General features: G+C 40.6%; 21 protein-coding genes. 10 read left to right on the top strand and 11 right to left on the bottom strand.

What is annotated here, in order from left to right; translation table 11 throughout:
• Positions 1-39 precede the first annotated feature (39 nt).
• The 8 genes from yhaM to JOC74_RS20395 all read right to left on the bottom strand — a co-directional run bounded on the left by yhaM (position 40) and on the right by JOC74_RS20395 (position 9,998).
• Positions 40-984 (bottom strand): 3'-5' exoribonuclease YhaM, encoded by a 945-nt coding sequence (yhaM, locus tag JOC74_RS20430; protein ID WP_053602349.1) that lies wholly within the window; start codon positions 982-984, stop codon positions 40-42.
• A 68-nt stretch (positions 985-1,052) separates the two neighbouring features.
• Complete coding sequence (locus JOC74_RS20425) at positions 1,053-3,995, bottom strand: ATP-binding protein (RefSeq protein WP_053602348.1); 2,943 nt, start codon at positions 3,993-3,995, stop codon at positions 1,053-1,055.
• On the bottom strand, positions 3,992-5,236 hold the full coding sequence (locus tag JOC74_RS20420; protein WP_053602347.1) for a metallophosphoesterase family protein: 1,245 nt from the start codon (positions 5,234-5,236) through the stop codon (positions 3,992-3,994). Before JOC74_RS20420 ends, JOC74_RS20425 begins: the two co-directional genes overlap by 4 nt.
• A 600-nt stretch (positions 5,237-5,836) precedes the next feature.
• Entirely contained in the window at positions 5,837-6,100 is a 264-nt protein-coding gene (locus JOC74_RS20415; protein ID WP_053602345.1) for a hypothetical protein, read from the bottom strand.
• Positions 6,101-6,420: 320 nt separating this feature from the next.
• On the bottom strand, positions 6,421-7,668 hold the full coding sequence (locus tag JOC74_RS20410; protein ID WP_211086301.1) for an ABC transporter permease: 1,248 nt from the start codon (positions 7,666-7,668) through the stop codon (positions 6,421-6,423).
• Positions 7,661-8,557, bottom strand: a complete 897-nt coding sequence (locus JOC74_RS20405; RefSeq protein WP_053602343.1) for an ABC transporter ATP-binding protein — start codon at positions 8,555-8,557, stop codon at positions 7,661-7,663. The genes JOC74_RS20410 and JOC74_RS20405 overlap by 8 nt, the downstream gene beginning before the upstream one ends.
• A complete protein-coding gene (locus JOC74_RS20400) occupies positions 8,551-8,694 on the bottom strand; it encodes a hypothetical protein (RefSeq protein ID WP_158320284.1) in 144 nt (47 codons plus the stop codon). Before JOC74_RS20400 ends, JOC74_RS20405 begins: the two co-directional genes overlap by 7 nt.
• A gap of 254 nt (positions 8,695-8,948) precedes the next feature.
• A complete protein-coding gene (locus JOC74_RS20395; protein ID WP_053602342.1) occupies positions 8,949-9,998 on the bottom strand; it encodes an oxidoreductase in 1,050 nt (349 codons plus the stop codon).
• Between the two features lie 180 nt (positions 9,999-10,178).
• Here JOC74_RS20395 and JOC74_RS20390 point away from each other — a divergent pair, with 180 nt between their 5' ends.
• The 3 genes from JOC74_RS20390 to JOC74_RS20380 are packed head-to-tail and all read left to right on the top strand — an operon-like array spanning position 10,179 to position 12,294.
• Complete coding sequence (locus JOC74_RS20390; protein ID WP_053602341.1) at positions 10,179-10,523, top strand: hypothetical protein; 345 nt, start codon at positions 10,179-10,181, stop codon at positions 10,521-10,523.
• A 58-nt stretch (positions 10,524-10,581) separates the two neighbouring features.
• Positions 10,582-11,076: a cation:proton antiporter regulatory subunit gene (locus JOC74_RS20385; protein WP_053602340.1), complete on the top strand. Its 495-nt coding sequence runs from the start codon at positions 10,582-10,584 to the stop codon at positions 11,074-11,076.
• A gap of 6 nt (positions 11,077-11,082) precedes the next feature.
• Positions 11,083-12,294: a cation:proton antiporter gene (locus tag JOC74_RS20380; protein WP_053602339.1), complete on the top strand. Its 1,212-nt coding sequence runs from the start codon at positions 11,083-11,085 to the stop codon at positions 12,292-12,294.
• Between the two features lie 67 nt (positions 12,295-12,361).
• Here JOC74_RS20380 and JOC74_RS20375 read toward each other — a convergent pair whose 3' ends face one another.
• Complete coding sequence (locus JOC74_RS20375) at positions 12,362-13,228, bottom strand: Cof-type HAD-IIB family hydrolase (RefSeq protein ID WP_053602338.1); 867 nt, start codon at positions 13,226-13,228, stop codon at positions 12,362-12,364.
• A 487-nt stretch (positions 13,229-13,715) separates the two neighbouring features.
• Between JOC74_RS20375 and JOC74_RS20370 the strand changes: the two genes are divergently transcribed.
• Positions 13,716-14,450 carry a hypothetical protein gene (locus JOC74_RS20370; RefSeq protein ID WP_053602337.1) on the top strand — a complete coding sequence of 245 codons (735 nt, stop codon included), beginning with the start codon at positions 13,716-13,718 and terminating at the stop codon, positions 14,448-14,450.
• Positions 14,451-14,559: 109 nt separating this feature from the next.
• On the opposite strand, the gene JOC74_RS20365 is transcribed toward JOC74_RS20370, so the two are convergent.
• A complete protein-coding gene (locus JOC74_RS20365) occupies positions 14,560-14,913 on the bottom strand; it encodes a YlbF/YmcA family competence regulator (protein ID WP_053602336.1) in 354 nt (117 codons plus the stop codon).
• Between the two features lie 122 nt (positions 14,914-15,035).
• Positions 15,036-16,169, bottom strand: coding sequence for a DUF445 domain-containing protein (locus tag JOC74_RS20360; RefSeq protein WP_053602335.1), 1,134 nt, complete (start codon positions 16,167-16,169; stop codon positions 15,036-15,038).
• A 119-nt stretch (positions 16,170-16,288) separates the two neighbouring features.
• Here JOC74_RS20360 and JOC74_RS24215 point away from each other — a divergent pair, with 119 nt between their 5' ends.
• From JOC74_RS24215 to JOC74_RS20330, 6 genes are read left to right on the top strand one after another with little or no spacing between them, the layout of a single operon-like run.
• Positions 16,289-17,647 carry a YheC/YheD family endospore coat-associated protein gene (locus tag JOC74_RS24215; protein ID WP_053602334.1) on the top strand — a complete coding sequence of 453 codons (1,359 nt, stop codon included), beginning with the start codon at positions 16,289-16,291 and terminating at the stop codon, positions 17,645-17,647.
• 22 nt (positions 17,648-17,669) lie between these two features.
• Positions 17,670-18,755: a YheC/YheD family endospore coat-associated protein gene (locus JOC74_RS20350; protein WP_053602333.1), complete on the top strand. Its 1,086-nt coding sequence runs from the start codon at positions 17,670-17,672 to the stop codon at positions 18,753-18,755.
• Positions 18,748-20,109, top strand: coding sequence for a YheC/YheD family endospore coat-associated protein (locus JOC74_RS20345; protein ID WP_053602332.1), 1,362 nt, complete (start codon positions 18,748-18,750; stop codon positions 20,107-20,109). The genes JOC74_RS20350 and JOC74_RS20345 overlap by 8 nt, the downstream gene beginning before the upstream one ends.
• Positions 20,106-21,131: a YheC/YheD family protein gene (locus tag JOC74_RS20340; protein WP_082363661.1), complete on the top strand. Its 1,026-nt coding sequence runs from the start codon at positions 20,106-20,108 to the stop codon at positions 21,129-21,131. Before JOC74_RS20345 ends, JOC74_RS20340 begins: the two co-directional genes overlap by 4 nt.
• Positions 21,131-21,340, top strand: a complete 210-nt coding sequence (locus tag JOC74_RS20335) for a YheE family protein (RefSeq protein ID WP_053602330.1) — start codon at positions 21,131-21,133, stop codon at positions 21,338-21,340. Before JOC74_RS20340 ends, JOC74_RS20335 begins: the two co-directional genes overlap by 1 nt.
• Positions 21,341-21,363: 23 nt before the next feature.
• Positions 21,364-22,266, top strand: coding sequence for a PucR family transcriptional regulator (locus JOC74_RS20330; RefSeq protein WP_053602329.1), 903 nt, complete (start codon positions 21,364-21,366; stop codon positions 22,264-22,266).
• The last annotated feature ends 14 nt before the right edge of the window (positions 22,267-22,280 follow it).

Genomic DNA, 22,280 nt, shown 5'->3' with positions numbered 1-22,280 from the left:
TTATTACAACGTTATGCTGGTAAAAGACAAGTTATGCTACTATTTATGAAACGCAGGCTTGTAGAACATCCTGTTATCAAGCGCAAATACCCGTTCGGTATATTCTCCCGGCTTTACTCTTTCTAATGCACGGTCCATCATATTCATTTTGGCATCCAAATTATCAATGTAATGCAGAATTTCAGCTTCTTTTATCATTGGCGGCTTAGGGCTTCCCCACTCGGCTTTTCCATGGTGGCTTAAGATGAGATGCTGAAGAATCAAGACCTCTTCAGCGTCTATTTCCAATTCCTCTGCCGCTTTGGAAATCTCTGTTACCATAATCGAGATGTGGCCTAAAAGATTCCCTTCTACTGTGTATGCAGTAGAGATTGGACCGGAAAGCTCCTTGACCTTCCCAAGATCATGAAGAATGACCCCTGCATAGAGCAAGTCCTTATCCAAGCTCGGATAAAGCTCCGCAACGGACTTTGCCAGCTTCAGCATAGAAACAACGTGGTACGCTAGCCCTGATACAAATTCGTGATGATTTTTCGTTGCGGCCGGATAGTCGAAAAATTCAGTGCCGTATTTTTTAAGCAGATACCTAGTGATCCGCTGTATATTTGGGTTATTCATTTCAAAAATATATTGGGTTACGATGTCAGACATTTCCTGTTTTGGAAGCGGCGCAGTTTCCAGAAAGTCTTCCGGCTTCATCGTTTCCGTAGGCTCAACCGGTCTGATGTTTCTTAGCTTCAGCTGGTTTCTTCCCCGATAATGATGAATATCTCCGGTTACCTTTACAATCGTCTGCGGACCGTATGTAGTTTCATCATTTGGCTTGGCATCCCAAAGCTTTGCTTCAATATCTCCGGATTGGTCCTGCAGCATCAGAGTTAAAAAAGGCTTGCCATTGCTTGCAATCCCTTTCGCTGACGATTTAATCAGCAGATATGAATCAAACTGCTCTCCTACGTCATGCAGTAATATTCCTTTTACCATGTTCCCAGCTCCCTCTAAATTATACATTTTAGTATATCATATTTGATTTTCCGGCAGGATTTTCCGCTTTACGAAAGCGACGTTACCTCCCCAGTTGAAAAGGTTTCTTTAATATGTCCATGACAGGTAAACAACAGGACTTGCTGATCCGTATCCACCCATTTTTCGATGACCGATGTCACTTTTAGCAGTCTTTGCTTGTCAAAATGAACAAAGCTGTCATCCATTAAAAACGGCATACGCAGTCCATTTACGTGAGAAAGAGCCAATGAAAAGCGGATTGCTGTATACAGCTGCTCACACGTGGCCTGCGACAGCTCGTGGGCATAAAAGATAAGCCCATCCTTTCTCCTCACCATAAGCGTTTGATCCACTTCGGAAAAATACAATTCTACATATCTTCCGTCCGTTAATGGATCGATTAGCTCTTCGGCTTTTCTCAAAAGCGAAGGAAGGCGCACCTTTTGATGATAATCAATCCTTCGGCGAATGACTTCTCTGGCAAGCTGGATAGCTCCCCATTTTTTCGCCAGCTCTTTGCTTTCATTCCTTTGTAACGTCACTTTATGCGCCAGCTCTGATTCCATACCGGATTTCTCGATTTCTTGCTGTTTCATTTGAAGATATGCAATACGTTCTTGGATCTTTTTCAGGTTAGCCCGTCCTTCTTTTAACTGTTGATTTATATCTGCAGCTTTAGCCTCAAGCTCATCGACGCTGTAATGTGCTGCGAGCTCTCGTACGCGATCATCAATGAATATCAGCTCCTGTGTCAAGCGGCTATGCTCTTGTTTGATTTTTTCTCGCCTGTCGTGAGCTTTGGCATATGATCTAAATTCCTGTTCATTCGTTACCTCGATGTTTTGAAAAAGATGCTCTATTTGGGTTTTAAAATAATTCATCTCTTTTTGCAAGCTTTCGGTTTGATCACGAGCATGCTGCAGTGAAAGTGCTGCTTCTTCTCTTTTTTTATTGGCTTGCTTTTGCTCTTGAAGACCTTTTTTCAGCCTGTAAATCTGTTCTGCAACATTCCCATATCCTTTTTCCTCCTGCAATTGAGCAAGCTGCTCTTCAAATGAACGAATAAGGCGCTCAAGATCTTTTTTATCCGTTTCTAATTTTTTAATTTGCTGCAATTGATCATTAAGCTGTTTCATCAAGGAGTAGGCATCAAGCAGATAAACAGGATCTATTGAAAGCTTGAGTGATTTTAAATAGCCGCGCACACCCTCTTCAACGGGGCGCATCCTGGTTTCCCATTCTTCAAATCCTGTGATGACTCTTTCATAAGCGGCTTCTCTTTGCACAAGCGCATGATTTTCGGCCATTAGCCTCTGTTTAGTATGGTCGTCGAGCCACAGCTCTTCTTTTAAGGTTTGGACCGCCTCCCAGTCTCTTTTAGAGGGCGGCTGTTCCTTTTTCATGTCAGCCAGCTGTTTTTCCATCATTGCCACAACCGCTGAAGCTCTGGGGGATTTCCATCCGAAATACAGCAAAACAATTGCTGCCGGGAGTAAGCAGATTGCGGCAAGACGCTGTTCCATAACATAGCAAACAACAGAAGCGGCGATACAAAATACAGCCAAAGCCGAAAATATGGCAATATGTCTTTTTTTTCGGCCTTTCTCCTCCAAGCGTAATGCAGCAAGCTGCTTTTCCGCTTCATCTCTTTTCGCAGCGGAGTTTACTTTTGAATTTTGTTTTTGTTCCAGGTCATAAAGCGCCTCTTCTTTTTGCTTGCGCAGCTCGTCGTTTAATATAGACTCCTTTGTAAAAGCATATGATTTTTCTGCTTCGTCTAAATCCGCTCTTGCCAGATTAAATTGCTCGTCCAGTTCTTTTTTCTTTTGCTGCAGCTGAAGATAGGCTTGAACCTCTTCTTTGAGCTTCCATTCATATTCATAGGTACAATCAACGATTGCTACATCTTCTTCAGTTGTTCCATTTAGCTTTTGGAGTCCGCTAAAAAATTCGCTTCGATAACGCTCGGTTTGCTGCTCAATCGCTGTTAGTCTCTCCAAATGAGATTCATAGATTGGATGAGATGACAAGAGCTGGGCAACCTCTTCTTCCTTCTTAAGAAGCTCGCTTTGACCTGATAATTCATCGATTTTTGCTTGCAGCTTTTTCTCCGAATCGCGTATTGCTGCAAGCTGGGCCGCTTTGGGATGAAGATGTGATTCATATTTTTCCAAAAGGTGCAGCCCGTCCTCAGGAAAAAATTCGTAACGCCTGCTTTTTTCGCTTTCAATCTCTCGACGAAGTTTGGCTTCATCTTCTAATTTAGGCTTCATTTGAATACTTCGGTTGATTTGGTCCATTTCCGTCTGCAGAGTTTGCAACTTTTCTTCACATTGCAGTAGCTCATTATTGCTTTTCTGCTGGTTTTCAATGATCGATTGGTATTCTTGTGACTGGCTTTTTGCTTTTTTATGTTCGAAAACCGTTTTTTTCAGTTCCTCGAGTGAACGGTTCAATTCAGGTTTACGCCCGTTTGGCTTAAACAAGGCATCCTGCTGTTTTTTCAAATGACTGTCTATATTCGCAATCGCGTCTGATCCGAATAAGCTTGAGAAAAATAAAAATTGGCCGATTTTTTCTCGATTCAGCTTATGCACCTCCTGCAAGCCAAACACGTCAAATGAGTAGATCGATTTAAACAGAGAGCGATCCATATGATGCAAAAGCTTGTCCAAAAAGTCCCCGTTTTCCACCCTTCCATCTTGGAGCAGGACCCGGACGTCTTCATTTTTAATACCGGTTCGTTCAATTTTGACTTCGCCCAGCTCCTCATGATCGATCACCAGCATTCCGCCATAAGTACCACCGCGTTTCGGCTTATACTGGCTCTGCTTCTTAAATCCGAATAACATATCCTCGATGAAATTCATCAGCGTTGTTTTTCCCGATTCATTGATTCCGTAAATAATTTGAATCCGCGAAGAAGAAAAACGAAACGTCTTGTTGATAAATTTTCCATATCCATATATGTGCAGCGACGCGATCTTCAAGCTCGTCCACCTCCGCTCCTTTCAAACGCGGCAAACTGATCGGCCAGTAACACCTTTGCCTCTGCTTTCATTTCCATCAAGTCCGCTTCATTCAATTGAGAAGCGTACCTACGATAGAAGGGATTGCTTTCCAGTGAAGAAAACATTCCATCTTCCAATTGAATGTGATCCATTTCCTCTGTAAGCTCCTTCAGCAAGCCTTCTTCAGTGTGTGCAGTTTGCCTGTTCATATGATCTTCGATACCGAGAAGCCAAACGAAGGATTCCTCTTCTTCCTCCTGCTCACGAAATACGTCAACGATTTCCTCAAACGTTCCTTCCCGGGCTTCCCGCATAAATTCAGGTACGGCACCAGTTAGAGAAAGCCTAACACATACTGCCCGGTCTTTATGTCTTATCGAGTCGAATTTTTCTTCGATCCTGCCGTGCAGCTCTGTGACACTGTTTGTATCCGAAACGTCAACATGGAGTTTCAGCCACAATACGTCTGCAACCGGGATGAATTCATAGGATGCCTCGTGCTCTGTCAGCCTAACAACATAACAGCCTTTTTCGCCTGTTTCTTTCTGGTGCCGTGCTTGTAAATTGCCGGCATAAATCGCGGCAGGATGCTCAGCTGAAATTACCTGCCTCTTATGTATATGCCCCAGTGCCCAGTAATCCATATCAGCTTGAATGAGGTCATTCAAAAGAAAAGGGCTGTAAGGATTGTGCTCTTTTTCCCCTGCATACGTACCGTGAAGCATGGCAATATGGTATTTTGCATCTGTACTCCGCTTAAAATCTGCCGCTTGATTGTCAAATTGCTCTCTCTTCTTATAGCTGCTGCCATAGATACTCGCGAGCCGGTTTGTTCCCCGGTAATATGATTTTTCTTCAACAGCTTCTGCTGAAAACACATGAACATTTTCCGGCCATTCGACCGGCGTCCATTCACCGCTTAAATGATCATGATTTCCGTAAATGACATAAACATGAATTCCCGCTGTTTCAAGCCGGATAAATTGATTTCTTAAGAAAAATTGCGCCTTTAAGCTCCGGTTCGCTTCGTCAAACAGATCCCCCGATAGCAAAAGAAAATCGATCTTTTTCGCAATGCAGATATCAATTAAGTTGATTACGCTCTTAAAGGTGCTTTCTTTCAAACGCTTAAAAATCGTTTCCGGAAGCTGGCTCACTCCAAGAAACGGACTGTCCAAATGCAAATCAGCAGCATGGATAAACGTTAGATCACTCAAAATTCATACTCCTCTGCTGTAATATACCTAATATTTTACCATTCTTGAAATACGAATGCACGTTCTGGAAATAACAAAAACAGCTGCGTTTTGCAGCTGTCGAACTATAACATTTTCAATCAATTGAAAAAGAATAGGTTTTAATAATTAATTAAGAAGGAAAGCCCCAAAAGAACATAGAATTTAGTAAAAAACATAAAATCTCAATACGGAGCTGAAAGCATGGTTAAGAGTAGTAGCATTAGAGTTCGCTAGGAGAGAGGTGACGACATGGAATTTATTATTTGGAACAATTCAACTTGTCATGTTTATTTTAATCGTATTATTGATTAGTGGCTATCTCCACTATTTTGTCCCAATATTTAATTTGAAGTTAGTTCTTATCATTAGTTTAATTGGAGTTGTTTACTGTCTTTTCACAAGAAATTATCCTGTCATATGGATGATTTTGTTTATAGCAGCTATTTCATCACTTGCAATCGTCTTTGCAAGGTATATTAGAAATACGAATAATAAAATGGATGATCAGATTTAAAGAAATGTTCAAATCTCAGAATATAACGTTTTTTATGGCGACTTAAATGTCGAGGTTCCTAAGTCATCTCACTCTCCAAATTCTGAAGGTAAAAGATCTATATCATCTGATACTTTGGTAATCTTCGGTTGCACCATAGAATTATCTACTCCATCTTCGAAACCATCATTTGCAACAACAGGATCTTCTACATCACTACGGCCATCTTCCCAACCAATTTTATCCCCTATTGGATCAAGATCCTGGTCTTCAGCCTCAACAATGTCACTACTAACTCCTGTTGCAAAAAATCCCGTGATAATTAATGCGCTTAAAATCAGCCATTTTTTCATCAGCTACTTCACCTCTCTTTCTTAAAATTCCCATTCTAAACTTTCAATAAAATGAACTGAATCATCACTACCTATTTTATTGCACAACATCACCTTCCATAATAATACATTATTGATTAATAAGAACGAATATTTGTCTCCTCCTGACTCATATTCCTGTCACACAGACTCATCACCATATACATATTTTATCCCTTCCCTTTGGCCGTTTTTACACCTTGCAAATTAGGCAATATTCCATCAGTCAAAAAAAACGAGTATTCATCCATCTTGCTTCATGAAGAATACTCACTCTTTTTAACACTTAATTTTTATTTGATTTACTCTTTAGACAAATGAAGCGCCCTTCTAATATCCTTTAACGGACTCGATTTTCCATAAATCAGTACTCCGCCTTTGTATACTCGCGCTCCAATTACAGCTAATGCGGCGATCGTGGCAAGCAGAATCCCGATGCATAAGGCAACTTCCCAAAAAGGAACATTAAGCATTCCGACTCTTAAAAACATGATCATCGGCGCAAAAAACGGGATGAATGAAGTAATCGTAATAAATGGTGCATCCGGTGTGCTCAGCCCGAAAATAGCGATCATAAAGCCTGCAATAACTAAAAAGGTCATCGGCGCTACCGTTTGCTGCACGTCCTCAATTCTGCTCACGATACTGCCGAGAAAAGCTGCCAGCGTCGCATATAGAAAATATCCGAGCAAGAAAAAGACGATGGCATAAATCACAGTAGAGATTTGAATATTTGAAAAATCAAAAAAGCCGCTGACAGGAGATAAGCTGTCATTTGCATTTCTCATAAACGAAGCATAGCCAATCAATCCAAAAATCAGAAATTGAGTGACGCCGACTAAAGCAACTCCGAAAAGCTTGGCAAACATTTGCTGCACTGGGGAGACACTCGAAATAAGAATTTCCATAACACGTGATGATTTTTCAGTAGCGACCTCCGTCGCAATCATGGAAGCATACATCAATACTGAAATATAAATAACGAAGAGAATGATATAAACCAGTCCTCTTGCCTGATTAAGCTCTTCTTCGGATTTTGCCGTTTCCTCCAAAGCGACTCTTTCAATAGAAGCAGGTTCAAACAAGGAATTCAGCTCTTCCTGGCTGAGGTTCAGCTGTGCGGTCTGCAGAGCCATATTCGTTTGCTGCAAGGCCTGCTCGAATTTTGATGCTAATTCTGAATCTGAAAAATCCATCGCTTTTAATGTCCCTGTTAATTTTTCACCTTCAGCTCCGGAAAGAATAAAAACCCCATCCGATTTTTCATCTTTCACTTCTTTTTCCGCTTGCGTCTCATCATCCACTTTCGTAACGGTAATGTCACGGTCTGCTTGCTTAAGCTGGGTAGAAAAAAGCTCGAAGTATTGGTCTGTCTCATCGACGACAGCGACCTCTTTTTCTTTGTCATCGGAGTTGAAAGCTGAAATGATTGAGTTCATATTCGTAAATCCTACTAAAAAAAGGACCGTAACCATGGTTGAGATTAAAAAAGATTTTGATAGAATTTTAGATTTATAAGTATGAAAAAGCATAATCATAAATCTATTCATAAGAAGCACCCGCCTTTTCGATAAAGATGTCATTCAAGGAAGGCTCTTCAAGCTCAAACTTTCGCAGAAATCCTCTTCCTGAAAGCTTGGAAAAAATATTTTGCGAAATTTCTTCATTTTCTACCTGCAGCTTAATGCCTTCCATCGTTTCCTTCCACTTGACGACGCCAGAATGATTTTTCAAAAAGTCCAAATCGTAGTCAGCATGAATCGTTACATTTTTCTTGCCAAAGGCTCGTTTGATTTGGCGAAGCTCCCCTTGCACAACGGGCTTCCCTCTTTGAAGAATGCAAAGGTGCTGGCAAAGCTCTTCAACATGCTCCATCCTGTGGCTTGAAAAAATGATCGATGTCCCCTCTTCTTTTAAGGAAGTGACTGCGTCCTTCAACAATTCAACATTTACAGGATCCAAGCCGCTGAAGGGTTCATCTAGAATCAGCAGCTTCGGCTTATGAAGGATGGAAGTGATAAATTGTATTTTTTGCTGGTTTCCTTTTGAGAGTTCTTCTACTTTTTTATCAGCGTATTCCACAATATTAAAGCGCTCAAGCCACCTGGAGAGTTCCATTTCTGCTTCTTTCTTGTTCATCCCTTTAAGTCTGCCCAGATAGACTAGCTGTTCCTTTACTTTCAGCTTTGGATACAGCCCCCGCTCCTCGGGCAAATAGCCGATGGAGTGGCTGACGCTATAATCGATCGGCTTATCTTTCCATGTAATCTTACCTTCAGTAGGCTGCAAGAGACCTAAAATCATTCGAAACGTTGTCGTTTTCCCCGCTCCGTTCGCACCCAGAAGCCCAAACATTTCTTGCTCAGGAATATCCAATTCTAAATGATCTACGGCTGTATGCTTACCAAACCGCTTCGTAACTTGACTTATTTTCAGCATGCAACTTCTCCTCTCCTTACTAGTTCATACGACAAAACAAATGAAAAGATTCGAAAAATAGAAGAAGCGCTAATGCCGGCCATTACAAAACGGTTCTGCTGCAGAGCTTGCCTCAGCAGCTGACATTGAATCGCCATTCGTTTTACCCTCCAAATTGTTTATGTGTTTATATCTATATACACAGTAATACATTCTTGTGCATTATTCAAGACTTTTTTTGAAATCAAATTTTTTTATCAGGATATAGAAATATATGTAGTCTTCCTAAAAATCAGGAATAAAGGATAGTTAATCAAGTTAGGATTCATAATTAATTAAAAGAGACGGAGCATTCTGAAAATTATCGCTCCGCCTTCATAACGAGTAAGTAAGTGTTTAAATAAAGTTGAAATCAATCTATGCCCTCCAGAAAAATCGTTCGTTTTTCTTCAGAGCTTTTTTGCATCTGTTCAATGAGCCAGATGGTTTTGTATGCTTGATCGGCTGTCACTATCGGTTTTTTATTCTCTTTGATTGCTTGGTAAATGTCATCATAATAAGAGGTGTAATTTCCATAAACGTTTTGAATCTTTCCTTTGATGGCCATACCGTTCCATTCGGTTTCAATCTGTCCCCACTGATCGCTTTCAATGGCTTTTTTGTACGCAGGAGAATCAGGAAATTCACCCGAATCAAGCAGCTCCTCTTGCGGATCAATGCCGTATTTTTTATAGCTTCCCTTTGTTCCATGAAGCACGAATCGCGGCCCAAGCGTCTTAACGATCATGCTCGATTTTAGTGTAGCGGTATGAGTTCTATAATGAAGGCGAATATCAAAGAAATCATCAACTTCAGCCTTCTCTCTCTGACTTTTTATCTCTGCTGTCAACGAATGCGGCAAGCCAAATAAATCTATCGTCTGGTCGATTAGATGGGCGCCCAAATCATATAAGACGCCAGAGCCCGGAAGGTTTTTTTCCCTCCACTGGTCTGCCTGTAATGGTTGAAACCGGTCAAAGTGGGATTCAAAATCGACTAAATCTCCCAACATTTTATTCTTCACGATGTGTTTAACAGTTAAAAAATCTCCATCCCATCTTCTGTTTTGATAAACAGAAAGAATTTTCCCTTTCTTGTCAGCCAATCTGCCGAGTTCTTTCGCTTCCTGAGACGTAACGGTAAACGGCTTTTCAATCACAACATGCTTGCCTGCTTCCAGGGCTTGTTTTGCAAATTCATAATGAGTGGTATTTGGAGAAGTAATAACCACCAGATCAAGCATTTCGTCTGTAAGCAGCTCATCAATTGAACGTACGATATCCACATAAGGATACCTTTTTACAGACTCTTCCTTGTTTCTTTCCACAACTTTTGTAAGATTAAATTTTGGATGAGTATGTAGAAACGGAGCGTGGAAAACTCTTCCTGATAATCCATAAGCAACAATGGCCGCATTAATCATCATTTCACCCTCTTTTTTATCGTTTTTACTTCTATATTCCCTATTTTATAGGTTATCACACATGATGAAATCTGTTCCGACCATTAAATTATAAGATCATATGATACTGAAAAAGTCTTTTTAATTGAAAGATTATCTATCTTTAGTATATAGTTGATATAGTTAGGAAAGGAGGGAAGAATGGAAAAAATGTTTTTGAGAGCGTTTTTATGTGTATTATTTGCTATTTCTCCTTATGCGCAGTATATAACTGCCTCAGAAGATTTAAGCATTGAGGAACAAATTTCTCCTCATATGGAAGGAAATGCTTCCCACACTGCAGCAAAGCCCCCAGCCATTAAAATAGCTGGTGTCTCTCTTCGTGATGGGCGTCCTCTCAATCTATCCGGCCCAGAACAGCCTCGGGAAGAAGTAATGGTACATTTGACAGAGCGTTGCTTCCTTGATCGAAAATGTGCCACCCCAATAAAATACCAATCAAATTACCTCGCTGCTTTCAATCCGTCATTTAAAGAAATTACCTGAAATAACGTATAGAGCAGCACTAATTAGCAGATATTTTTATCATAATGGAGTGATGAGGTTGAATATTAAAGAAAGCGATCTTCCAGGAATAGGAAAAAAGTTTGAATTTGTAACTAAAAACCAAGAAAAAATGACGGTTATCATTCATGATGACGGACGAAGAGAAATCTACCGGATGGATGAAAATGATCCAGATGAAATCATTTCAAGTATTTCATTAAATGACAATGAAGCCAGACAAATCGCAGCTATTCTCGGGGGGATGGTCTATAAGCCACAGGCTCTCGAGTCGATTGAAATGGCTTTTAATGACTTAATTATTGAGTGGTATAAGATCGAAAAATCGGCTAAGGCAATAGGACGTACACTGGGAGAGCTGGACGTCAGGCAAAATTATGACGTCACTGTCATTGCAATTATTAAAAAGAATCAAGACAAACTGCTGAACCCGGGAGCTGACAGCATTATTGAAGAAGGCGATACACTTGTCCTTTCCGGAGAAAGAAAATCGTTAAAGCTGATGACACATGATTTTCTTAGAGCGGGAGAGTGATAAATTATGGATCATCTAGTGTTCGAAATCGGTACCGCTTTAGTCTTAATAGCTATCGCTGCAGCTATCGCCAGCAGAATTAAATTTTCAATTATTCCTTTTTTAATTATTTTAGGAATGATTGTGGGTCCCCATGCTCCTAAGCTTGGGATCATTGATTTACGATTTATCGAAAGCGCAGAGATTATTGACTTTTTCGGCAGAATGGGAGTCCTGTTTCTTTTATTTTATCTCGGACTGGAGTTTTCTGTCAAAAAGCTGATCAAGTCAGGCAGATCGATTGCAGTCGGTGGATCAATATATATTTTGATCAACTTCAGCCTGGGGATCTTTTACGGGTTTATTATGAAGTTTGAGTTTTTAGAAATACTCATTGTAGCCGGAATTATTACAATCTCCTCAAGTGCGATTGTAGCAAAAGTGCTTGTCGACCTAAAGCGTACGGCAAATCCGGAAACCGAGCTTATTCTCGGTATCATCATGTTTGAAGATATCTTTTTAGCGGTTTATTTATCCGTCGTATCAGGATTGGTGCTGGGCGATGCCACCTCGGTCGGCAGTGCACTGATCTCGATTCTTACTGCATTAGGGTACATGCTGCTGTTCTTTATCATTGCCAGAAAGCTTCCTTGGCTCTTAAACAAAATTTTTGATATTCGTTCCAACGAAGTGTTTATTATTTCAATTTTTGCCGCGCTGTTTTTTATTGCCGGTTTTTCAGAAACAATCCACGTCGCAGAGGCAATCGGTGCATTATTATTAGGACTCGTTTTCTCTGAAACAGAGCATTCCGATCGAATCGAGCAACTCGTTGTTCCTTTCCGCGACTTTTTCGGAGCAATGTTCTTTTTCAGCTTTGGCTTAAGCATCGACCCGTTCACATTAGGAGATGCAATCTGGCTCGCTCTGGGTGCAGTTGTTTTAACTTTGCTCGGAAACTTTACAGCAGGTATGATTGCCGGAAGACGGGCAGGACTTTCTCATCGGGCATCGTCAAACATTGGCTTGACAATTGTGTCCCGAGGTGAATTTTCCATAATTGTAGCCGGTCTCGGCATAAGCGGCGGTTTATCAAGCATTTTAACCCCTTTTGCCGCCCTTTATGTTTTAATTCTGGCGATTTTAGGACCTTTACTGACAAAAGAGTCGAGAAAAATCTATACTCTGCTTAACAAAGTGTTTAAATGGAAAAAAGAGGGAGAAAAACAAAAAGCGTAGTAGATGTATGATCTGGGTTTGTGAAAAACCGCACGAGAGTCATGTGAGCTCTCTCGTGCGGCTTTTGTTATCTTTTTTTCACGATATATTTTTTCATGAAGTTATCGCTGTGCTGCTTGCGAAAATGCTCTTTGATCATATAGGCGACCCCTTGATCATCGTTTGTACGGGTCACCCAATCCGCCTTCTGCTTCACAGAGTTTGGCGAATTCCCCATCGCAACACCCAATCCGGCCAGTTCAATCATTGCAAGATCATCGACTCCATATCCGATCGCGACCACATCTTCTATACTCAAGTCTAAATCCGATATTAATAGGCTAAGGGCATTTTCCTTACTTACCCCTTTTTCGACTACGATCATCTTATCCTCTGATACTTCTCGAAGGATTACATTTGAAAATGATTTTTCGATGATAGATCGGATTTCATTCTTATTCTCAGGTGAAGGATAAATCTCGATCACAGGCGCACGTACTGGTTCATCAATTAGCATATCGCTCAACGATTCAACAAATTGAACAGGATAAAAAATAGGATCTGACGGGTGAATCAAAGTTTTCCCAATTAACGAACTGTTAATCGCCTTTTTGTTTCCAATTGAAAAATTTTCATGCAAAATTCGAATGTTTGCATTATAGCTTTCAACGATTTGGGTGATTGCAAAGGTATTTTCTTCTGATATTCTTTTTTCAAACCAAGGCTTATCGACTTTGTCTGCAATGAATGCGCCGCTATGAGCTATAATTCTTGAAGAGAGCTTAAGTGCTTTGGCTATTTTCTGTGCAGAACGAAAATGCCGATTCGTAACAAGTGTGACATACACGCCTTTATTCACTACATATTCTATCGCTTCTTTCGTTGCCGGATGGAGGCGTCCGTTGGAACGAAGCAGCGTACCGTCAATATTTAAAGCTAACATGCGAGTTGACACAGCTGAAATCCCCCTTCTAAAGATGACTGTTCTCCTATAGAGAATATGTCCTTATTACGAGGTTTAGAACAGCCTGTTTGCGCAAAATAAAAAGCCCAAAATTTTTGGACTTTTATCTTTCGGAATACAACCATATGGCATTTCTCCCATTTTCCCCCTGTGTGATCCCGAACACACTTATATGAAAGAATCTATTCAATATCCCCTTTATTTCACAGTAAAACTTAAACTACAAATATACCAAACTGATTGTATTCCGAAAAAAATTAAAATGTAAGCATTTTCATAAATATTATCTCAGCTTCATACGGAAAATACAAGCAGTTTTTTTAAATAAAATTATTTTTTATTAACAAGCTATTGTAGTGAGCTTGACTAAAGATCCGTAATTTAGACTGGGTTTTTAGTTTTTCCTGCAATTCCGTTATTTCTCACTTATTCCGATAAGTTATAATATTTTGTGTGAAAATGAGGAGGCCTTTGAAGAATGAGGATGAAAGTAATTGTCACAGGAATATTTGCTTTAATCACAATAAGTCTTTGTACTGGAATTGCTCAGGCACAATCTCTTGGAACGTATGGTGATTACTCCCGCATGTTCGAAAAGAGCGCGGGACAATTCTGGTCCGGCAATTGGCGTAATCAGTGGGCATGGGAGCCCCAAGGCGGTGGGGTATCTTATATTAAGTGGGGAGACCCTGATCAATGGCCGCCGGCAAACTATGAAAAATTTGAGAAAAGTGATGACGGAAAGTGGATTTTACTTGATGGATTTGGCAGTAATACAAGTTTTCTTAAACAGCGTGTGACGAAAGAACAGATCGGGGATGTCAGCTGCCGGAATATGAAGCCCCTTCAGAAGGTTGAAGGAGGAAAACAGCATTACGTGAAATGGGATATTCAGTCTGAACCCTTTTGTCTTGAAGCATGGGGGCAAATCATCAACCCGAACGCTCCCGATGTCGATTTTTATCACAAGCAGGTCTGGTTCGGACCGTCCGGCCCTTGGTGTGATAATATGTATCACCAGGACAAAACCTGTAATAAACAGTATGAGGTGTGGAAGGACAACAACGACAATGGGAAGATCGGGGGACCGATGGAGTTGAGGATCGAAAGAGACAACATTTTTGCCAAAGGCATGGGTCCCGCTTATATCATCCACAATTATTTTCCCAACAATGGCTGGCATGCCGATATGAGGTATTCCTGGACCTGGTAAAATAGAAGTCATAGGATTATTCGAAGTATTTACATTTCTTACTGTTGTCGCTCCGATTTTCCAAAAAAAGCCGACCCGAAAAATTTTCGGGTCAGCTATTTACGATCAATTACTGTTCAGTACTTCCGTATAATTCTTCCAGCGGCTTCATAATGATTTTGTTAAGCTCTTGGATCATCATGCTCATGCGCTGCTCTGATTCCATCAGCTTGGAAATTTTGTCATGCTGCTGTACAAGAGCAACTGATTTTTGCGCTTGTTCGACTTCCTCTTGGGTAATTTCCTCGCCTTGCATTTGTTTTTGCTGCAGCTTTAATTGAATGTCGCGAAAATTTTCAAACATGCTCTTCGAAGAAGGATCACCATTCACTTCATCATAAAGTTTTTTTAATTCCGCATATTCATTACTTTGGCGCAACGCTTTTTCAAGATCATAGGCCACGTCATAATAATTGTTTGTCATTTAGAAAAACTCCTTTCTTAGTAAAAAGACTCCCCTCACTATAACAGACTTCAGCCGATTTAAACATAGTATACGAATACCCAAACAGAAGGTGAATGCCAGACACGCCTCCATAGCCAGGATTAAAAAAGCATGACAAAGAGAGCTTGAATGGCTCCAATGATTCCTCCGAGAAATCCTCCTAAATAGGTTATCATCTTAAATTCTTTTTTTGAAATGGAAAGAACCATTTCCTCTAATCGTTCTACCGGGAAATCCTCCACTTGTTCTTTTACAATTTCTTCAAGCTTCATGCGCCTAAATAAATCGTCCATATGATTATTAAGTGCGTTAACACACCAATCAAAAGCAGCCGGAAGATAGGTTTGTGTAATGTCTTCTTTAAAAGGCTTAACAGCTTCTCCAATCCTTTTTTCCAATATAGGTTTAGTAGAAAATCTCTTCATTATCTTCTGCTTCGTCGTTTTAATCATCGTTTCTGCTTCCCACGTCTGATTTATTTCCTCGAACGTATACTCTCTTAGCTTCGCCCACTCGTTCCTCAGCAAATCCGTTAGCAGCTGCCTCGTTTCTGTATTGTTTAGAAATTTGATTAATTCAGGGCGAATTCGATCCACTAAGCTGCTGTTGCCAAGAAACATTTGAATCATGCTGCCGAGCTTGCCCCGCTCCTTGAAAAAATCATCGATCATCCTCTCCAGCCTGTCTCTTCCTTCTTCGCTTTCAAAGTAACCGATGCTCACTTTTAATATGTAGTCAGACACAACCGGGATTCCGCTTGTCAGCTTTTGATGCGTTTCTTCCGGCAGCATATTTTTGATGGGTTCATTTTGATGGTTTTGCAAAAATTCATCCAGTTTTTCGTCTGTCCAGTTGTTGAGCCAGGAATCAATTTTTTCATGAGTATTTTTTATTCCTATTTTCCCTAAAACCTCATTGATCTTCATAGAAGATTGGCTTGTCTCTTCTATAAACACTTCAATCCATTTGATGACATTGCTCTTAAAGAGCTCAGAATTTAATCTTTTCTTCAAACCCTCAGGGGTCAGCAAATGATTGACGACCGTTAATCCCATTTGCTTAGCCAAATCATCCCGTCTTTTCGGAATAAGTCCCGGGGTAAACGGCAGCCGTTTTCCGAATAAATAAATCGGCCTGTACGGGCGAAATAGCATTTTTATTGCTAAATGGTTGGTAACAGCGCCTATTGCGGCACCTATCACGATCATAAATATAAATGTTCCAAGTACACCCACTGTGTTCATTTGCCTCCTATTTTCACCTGTAATCTTCTTGCTACATAAGCTATGTTAGGAAAATGCCTATAGACCATTATAGCGTCTAACCAGAAGCCTTAGCAAATGAGGGAAATGCTGTGGATTATTCAAAACTGACACTTGAATCAAGTACCCTGTCCCCTGCCGAAACGATTGAAATCAGCCAGGATGCTGCCGAATATTTAAAGGCTGGCGACAGTCCGGACGATATAATAATTTCCTGTGGCAGGAATAAGGCCAAAGCCAGAGTCGTAATAATGAATGAAGAAGGTATGCATGCACGAATGTCTGCTGATCTTTTTTCTACCTTGTGTTTACCTGTGGATTTTCCGGTGGCTCTGCATATCAAAAAGAAGGCAGATGAATGGACTGTCGGGCCAGTCATTTGCCTGTTGACGGAAATCCAGGAAACCGAGCCCAAATTCGGCTCCGTTCAAGCCTTTTGCAGGCTGCTTGCCTTGGAATTTCAAAAAAAGCATGCAATATTCTATGTAAGTTCGATCAAAGACTTTTGTACTGAAACGGCTACAGGTTATTTTTACAGCTCAGGTGATTGGCATAAGCAACCCGCCCCGCTTCCTGACATGATCCACAACCGGATCCATATTAGAAAAAATGAACAATCAGAAGTTTTTCAATCCATAAAACGAGGGTTGAGAACCGAACAAATTCCAATCTTCAATGACCATTATCTCGATAAATGGTTAACTCACCAGCTGTTGCAATCCTTTCCTCATCTTCATCCCTATCTGCCAGAAACGATGCTGTTTGCAGAAAAAAATCAGTTGAAGGATTACCTGATAGCTAAAAATGAACTATTCTTAAAACCGGTTCACGGCAGCCAAGGCAAACGAATATTTAAATTAGACCGTCATGAAGGGACCGTGAAAGTCAATTACTCTTCCTCCAAATCCGGGAAGACAATCGAATATTCAGACTTTGAGGAAATGTACAATGAAATAAAAAAGCTGATAACCAAAGAGCCTTACCTTATACAACAGGCCATTCCACTGCTTTGTTATTATGGAAAGCCTATCGATTTTCGACTGCTCTGCTATCGTTCAGCGAAGGGAAAATGGCAGGTTTCCTCTTCGGTTGCAAGAATGACGGGTGAACATACTTTTGTTACAAATCTAGCTCAAGGAGGAAAATTGTTTCCGGTTTTCCTGGTGCTTGAGGACTTATTTGACAGAAGGGAAGCCTATCATTTAAAAAAGTTCATGTATGAGGCAGCGATTCACGTGTCGGATAGCCTGTCCGCAATGCTCGATGGAGTTTTTGCAGAGTTTGCGATTGATATGGCGCTTGACATAAACGGGCGCCCATGGGTCCTTGAAGTAAATACTAAGCCTTCAAAAAGGGATTTGGACGCAGATGCAGCCGTTCCCCCATCCGTTCTGTCTATCGCAAGGATATGCATGGACTACTGCGGTTTTTTCAACAAAAGTAAAGCTTAACTATTCGAGGAGGAGTGCATCAATGGTAACTCTTGGTTTTATGTCCCTTTCAACTTCTCATGAACAAGGATATGCTGCTGAGCTAGCCAGCCGGACAGAAGCACATCAGATTCAATTTGTCCGCTTTACTCCATTTGATCTATCCCCTGACTCAATGCTAATCAATGCATTGTCGTATCATACACCATCCGGCCAGTGGAATGATTCCACCATTGAAATTCCGGAGTTTATTTATGATCGTTGCTTTTACGGAAGAGACTCTCTCTCTAAAAAAGCAAAACCAATTGTCGACTGGTTAAAAAAATATCCTAAAACAACTTTTCTAGGATACGGATTAGCGGATAAATGGACGATTCAAAATTATCTTCAATCACATGCTGACTTAAAAGCTTATCTTCCTGACACCTCTTTAGTTTCCGGTTTTTCTCATATTGCTGACCTTCTGATGAAGGAAAAAGCCTGCGTTCTTAAACCTGTATCAGGGGGCGGTGGTCGTGGTGTCATCCTTTTGGAATTCAGAGACAAGACGACAAAAGCTACTTACCATTTCGGAAAAAATAAGCAAATCAAACGTTTTGCTTCATTAAACGCCTTAGAACTTTGGACAAAAAAAGTTCTGCTACATTCCTATATGATTCAGCCCTACCTTTCCATTCAGGACAAAAATGGCTATCCTTGTGATATAAGAATACTTCTGCAGAAAACGAAAAACGGGAAGTGGGCATCTGTGGGAAAAGCTGTAAGAAAAGGCTATCAATATGGATTTTTGTCCAATTTGAACGGCGGTGCAGAAATCCTCAAATTTGACGAGTGGTTTCGTTCGCTTCCCAAAATGCAGCAAGCCCTCCTGTTAGATGATATTGATACGATCTCAACACATGTTCCGCAGGTTCTTGAGGAGAAGCACGGCCCGCTTTTCGAGCTTGGTTTAGATATTTGTTTAGCAAATGACGGGAAAGTGTGGCTTTTTGATGTAAATAGCAAGCCGGGCAGGAAGTCCATCCTTTCTGCCGAGCCAAACACAAAGGATTTTTTATATGAAAGCCCTTTTAATTATTGCACCTATCTCATGACGCCTGAAGCTGGAGGAGTGATTCAACATGACTGACCGTTTATACCACATCGGTATACTCCGGGATGTAGATAATACAGTTCTTCTCCCTCCCAATCTAAAAAAAGACAATTTACTGTATGTTGCCTTTGGAACAAAAGTAGAGAGATGCCACATTTCCTTTAATAGTACCCATAAAGAAACCATCTTTTTATCAGAAAATATCTATAAGAATCTTCATATTCCCTACCGCGGTAAATCGCGGCTTCTTTTTCATGAAGAAACCGCCTTTATCGGGCCGTTAATCGGGATTTTTACAGCAGGCTTTACTAAATCGCTCCATCGGCCGATTGGGGAGCGTTCGATGTTTTTTTCAAAGCTGCTTACGACCAACTTTGGCATGGGGGGATTTTGCTACGTGTTTGGTTCCCATCAAATACAATGGGACGAAGGAACAGTTAAGGCACTGATATTCCAAGAAAATGGCTGGGAAGAAGCCGTTGTCCCTCTTCCGGATGTCGTGTACGACCGGCTTCCTAATCGGAAATCCGAGCATTATTCTATTTTAAAGGAAACGAAGGACCGATTAATAAAAGAATATCAAATCCCATGGTTTAATCCTTCCTTTTTTAACAAATGGGATATTCACGAATCGTTGCTGCATGACCTCCGAGTTTCTGATTTTTTGCCGGATACAGCTGTTCATCCGACAGAAGAAAAGCTGGAATGGTTTCTGAACAGCTACAAAAGCATCTATATTAAACCGGCAAACGGAAGTCTCGGCCACGGGATATTTCAGATTACAAGCTCTGGACAAGAGTTCATCGTTAAGCATTCTATTTACGAACAGGAGTCCCCGGTTGAAGCGATATATTCATCGGTGAAAGAGTTTTTAAACAACCATTTCCAAAATTCGGACTCAAGATCATTCATCATTCAGCAGAAAATTACTTTACTAGAAATTAATCATCACCCGGTCGATTTTCGAGTACACACCAATAAAAATGATAAGGGCGAATGGACAGTTACCGCCATCGCAGCAAAAATTGCAGGCGAAAACAGCATTACGACTCATATTAGCAAAGGCGGAGTGATCCGTACTCTTGCAGAGATATATGATGATCCAAAAGAAAGAATTATGGTCATTAGAAAACTGTCATCAGCTGCCTTGCTATTAAGCCAGGTCATTGATGAGCACATAGACGGCTTCGTCGGGGAAATCGGATTTGACTTAGGAATTGATACTGACGACAAGCTTTGGTTATTCGAAGCCAATTCCAGGCCCGGTAGAGGAATTTTCTCTCATCCGGGGCTCAGAACAGTCGAACAGCTGACGAAACGAAGAAATTTTGAATATGCCGCATATTTATCCGAACAGTCCATTCTTTCGCCTGACCGTCTTTGGACATGATAAACAAATGCCTAGGCGTGCTATCAGGCAAACCGAAAAAAGGGAATACCTTTAAAGGAGACAGTAAATTTTTTAAACATCTGCAAATGCACGCAAACAGCCGGGGAATTTTATGCTATGTATTTACTTTGAACGGGATTTTTGATTCATATCTGAAAGGTTTTTATTTCGATTTTCACGCTCATAAATGGCTGACAAAGGAAGTTTCTTTTCCTAACCTGGTTTATAATCGCCTGCCCCGCCGCGAAGAAGAGGTCTGTCCATCTTGGCGGCTATTTTTTGCGAAAAAGAACATCCCCATTTTCAATCGCCAATTTTTCAACAAAAGTGTTGTGCATAAGCTGCTTGAGGATCACCCTGTTCTCAGGGGCTTTTTGCCGAATACGAAAATCGGCTTTTCCTCAGACGGTTTGTTTTCTATGCTTGAAACACACTCCAGCATCTATATTAAGGATTCGAATGGCAGTAAAGGAAACGGGATTTTTTTTATTGTAAAAAAAGACGGAGGTTACCTGTTAAAAACTCCTCATGAAGAATTCAAACATCTTACTTTTGATAGGCTTCTTGATCAATTGTATTTTTTTTCCGTTGCGCGGGACTCCCTTATTCAGGAAGCAGTTGACTGTGATGAACGAAACGGCTATCGCTTTGATCTGCGTGTTCTTGCGAACTATGCTGGAAAACGCCATTCCATTACCGGAATTGGCGTGCGGGCAGCAAATTCCGGCCAAATTGTTACTCACGTTCCGAACGGCGGTTTTGTTATCCCTTATGACTCCATATCCTCTGACATTAACAATTCAGAGCTTGAAGCGATTGTTTCCCATACAGGGGATCTTTTATCACGTACCTACGGGTTTATTGGAGAGTTTTCCATGGATATTGGCTTTCGTCATTCGCGCCCGATTATCTTTGAAGCAAATAGCAAGCCTATGATCTTTGATGAGAATGAGATACAATTAAAGAGGGTAGAGAAGCTTATTAATTTGTTAGATGAAAATCAGGTAAGGAGTGATTACTGATGATTTCTCATTTTCAATGGAAGCCGCTATTCAAAAAAGAAAGACTGCCAGGTTGGAAAATTTCTTTTTATTATAAGGGAACTCACTATGAAGGGATTTACCATAAAACCGGCGATATTGAATGGGGAAGAACGTATCCTCCCCATGATGACGAGCCTGAACTTAAAAACGATATCCACGAGCTTATGCTATTTCATATTTACGAGTAAACCGTTTTTGGAGGAGCTTTGACATGCTGAAAAGGTTAAAGAAAACATATGGCAGCTCATTCATTACATCAATTCCTGCCGGATCATCAAAGGATTATATTTGGTTCCAAACCGATCAAAAGGAAACATTCGGCCTGTTGCGATCAGCAATAACCGATCAAGAAAAAAAACTATTATCGACCCTTTTTCACCGGATATTCCTGCCGGAACAAAAGGAGCTTTCATCAGCTGAAATGAATTGGTACGGGTATTTATTCCGTGATCAGCCTTTGCGAAATGCAAAGCATTCAATTTCTGTTCAACCTCATTTCCTCAGGCTGTCACATTCAATCGAAGAACAGGACGAATTAAAATCAGCAATTAAGGGCTTTTTTGAAGATGCAGTCATTTTATGGACAGATAACCAGCAAATTCTAATCCTGCAGCCAGATCCAATCGAACCTCTTTCGGGTGCTGATAGAAAAGAGCTTACAGATGCGATTACCGGCGATTTCCTTGTGAATTGTTTTTTATATTCCGGCCAGCTTCATAAATTAGACAACCATGTAAAAGTAAAAATCCAAGCTGAACAAATGATATTTAAATGGCTCGGAAATTTACCATTATTCAATAACAATCCAAGTTCCTTTTATCATTCTCTGCCGCTGCTCATTTCTGCTGCTCCACACACCGTTTCTGCTGAAGCTCTTTCAGAGTTAGTAGTTGAAGCGCTTGCGGATAAGGAAATTCTGCGAACGATCAGAACTTACTTCGAATGCGATTTAAACGCATCACTAGCCGCCAAAAAACTATTTATCCACCGCAATAGTCTTCAGTACCGGATTGATAAATTTATTGAAAAAACCGGAATCGATATTCGCCACTTTCAAGAGGCTGCAGCCGTCCAAATGATTCAAAGCATACTCCTTACAAGCCGGCTTTCTTAATCACATTGCCTTTT

The sequence above is a fragment of the Bacillus capparidis genome, from assembly GCF_017832095.1.
GTDB lineage: Bacteria > Bacillota > Bacilli > Bacillales > Bacillaceae > Bacillus > Bacillus gobiensis.
This window is presented reverse-complemented; position numbering and strand designations above follow the sequence as displayed.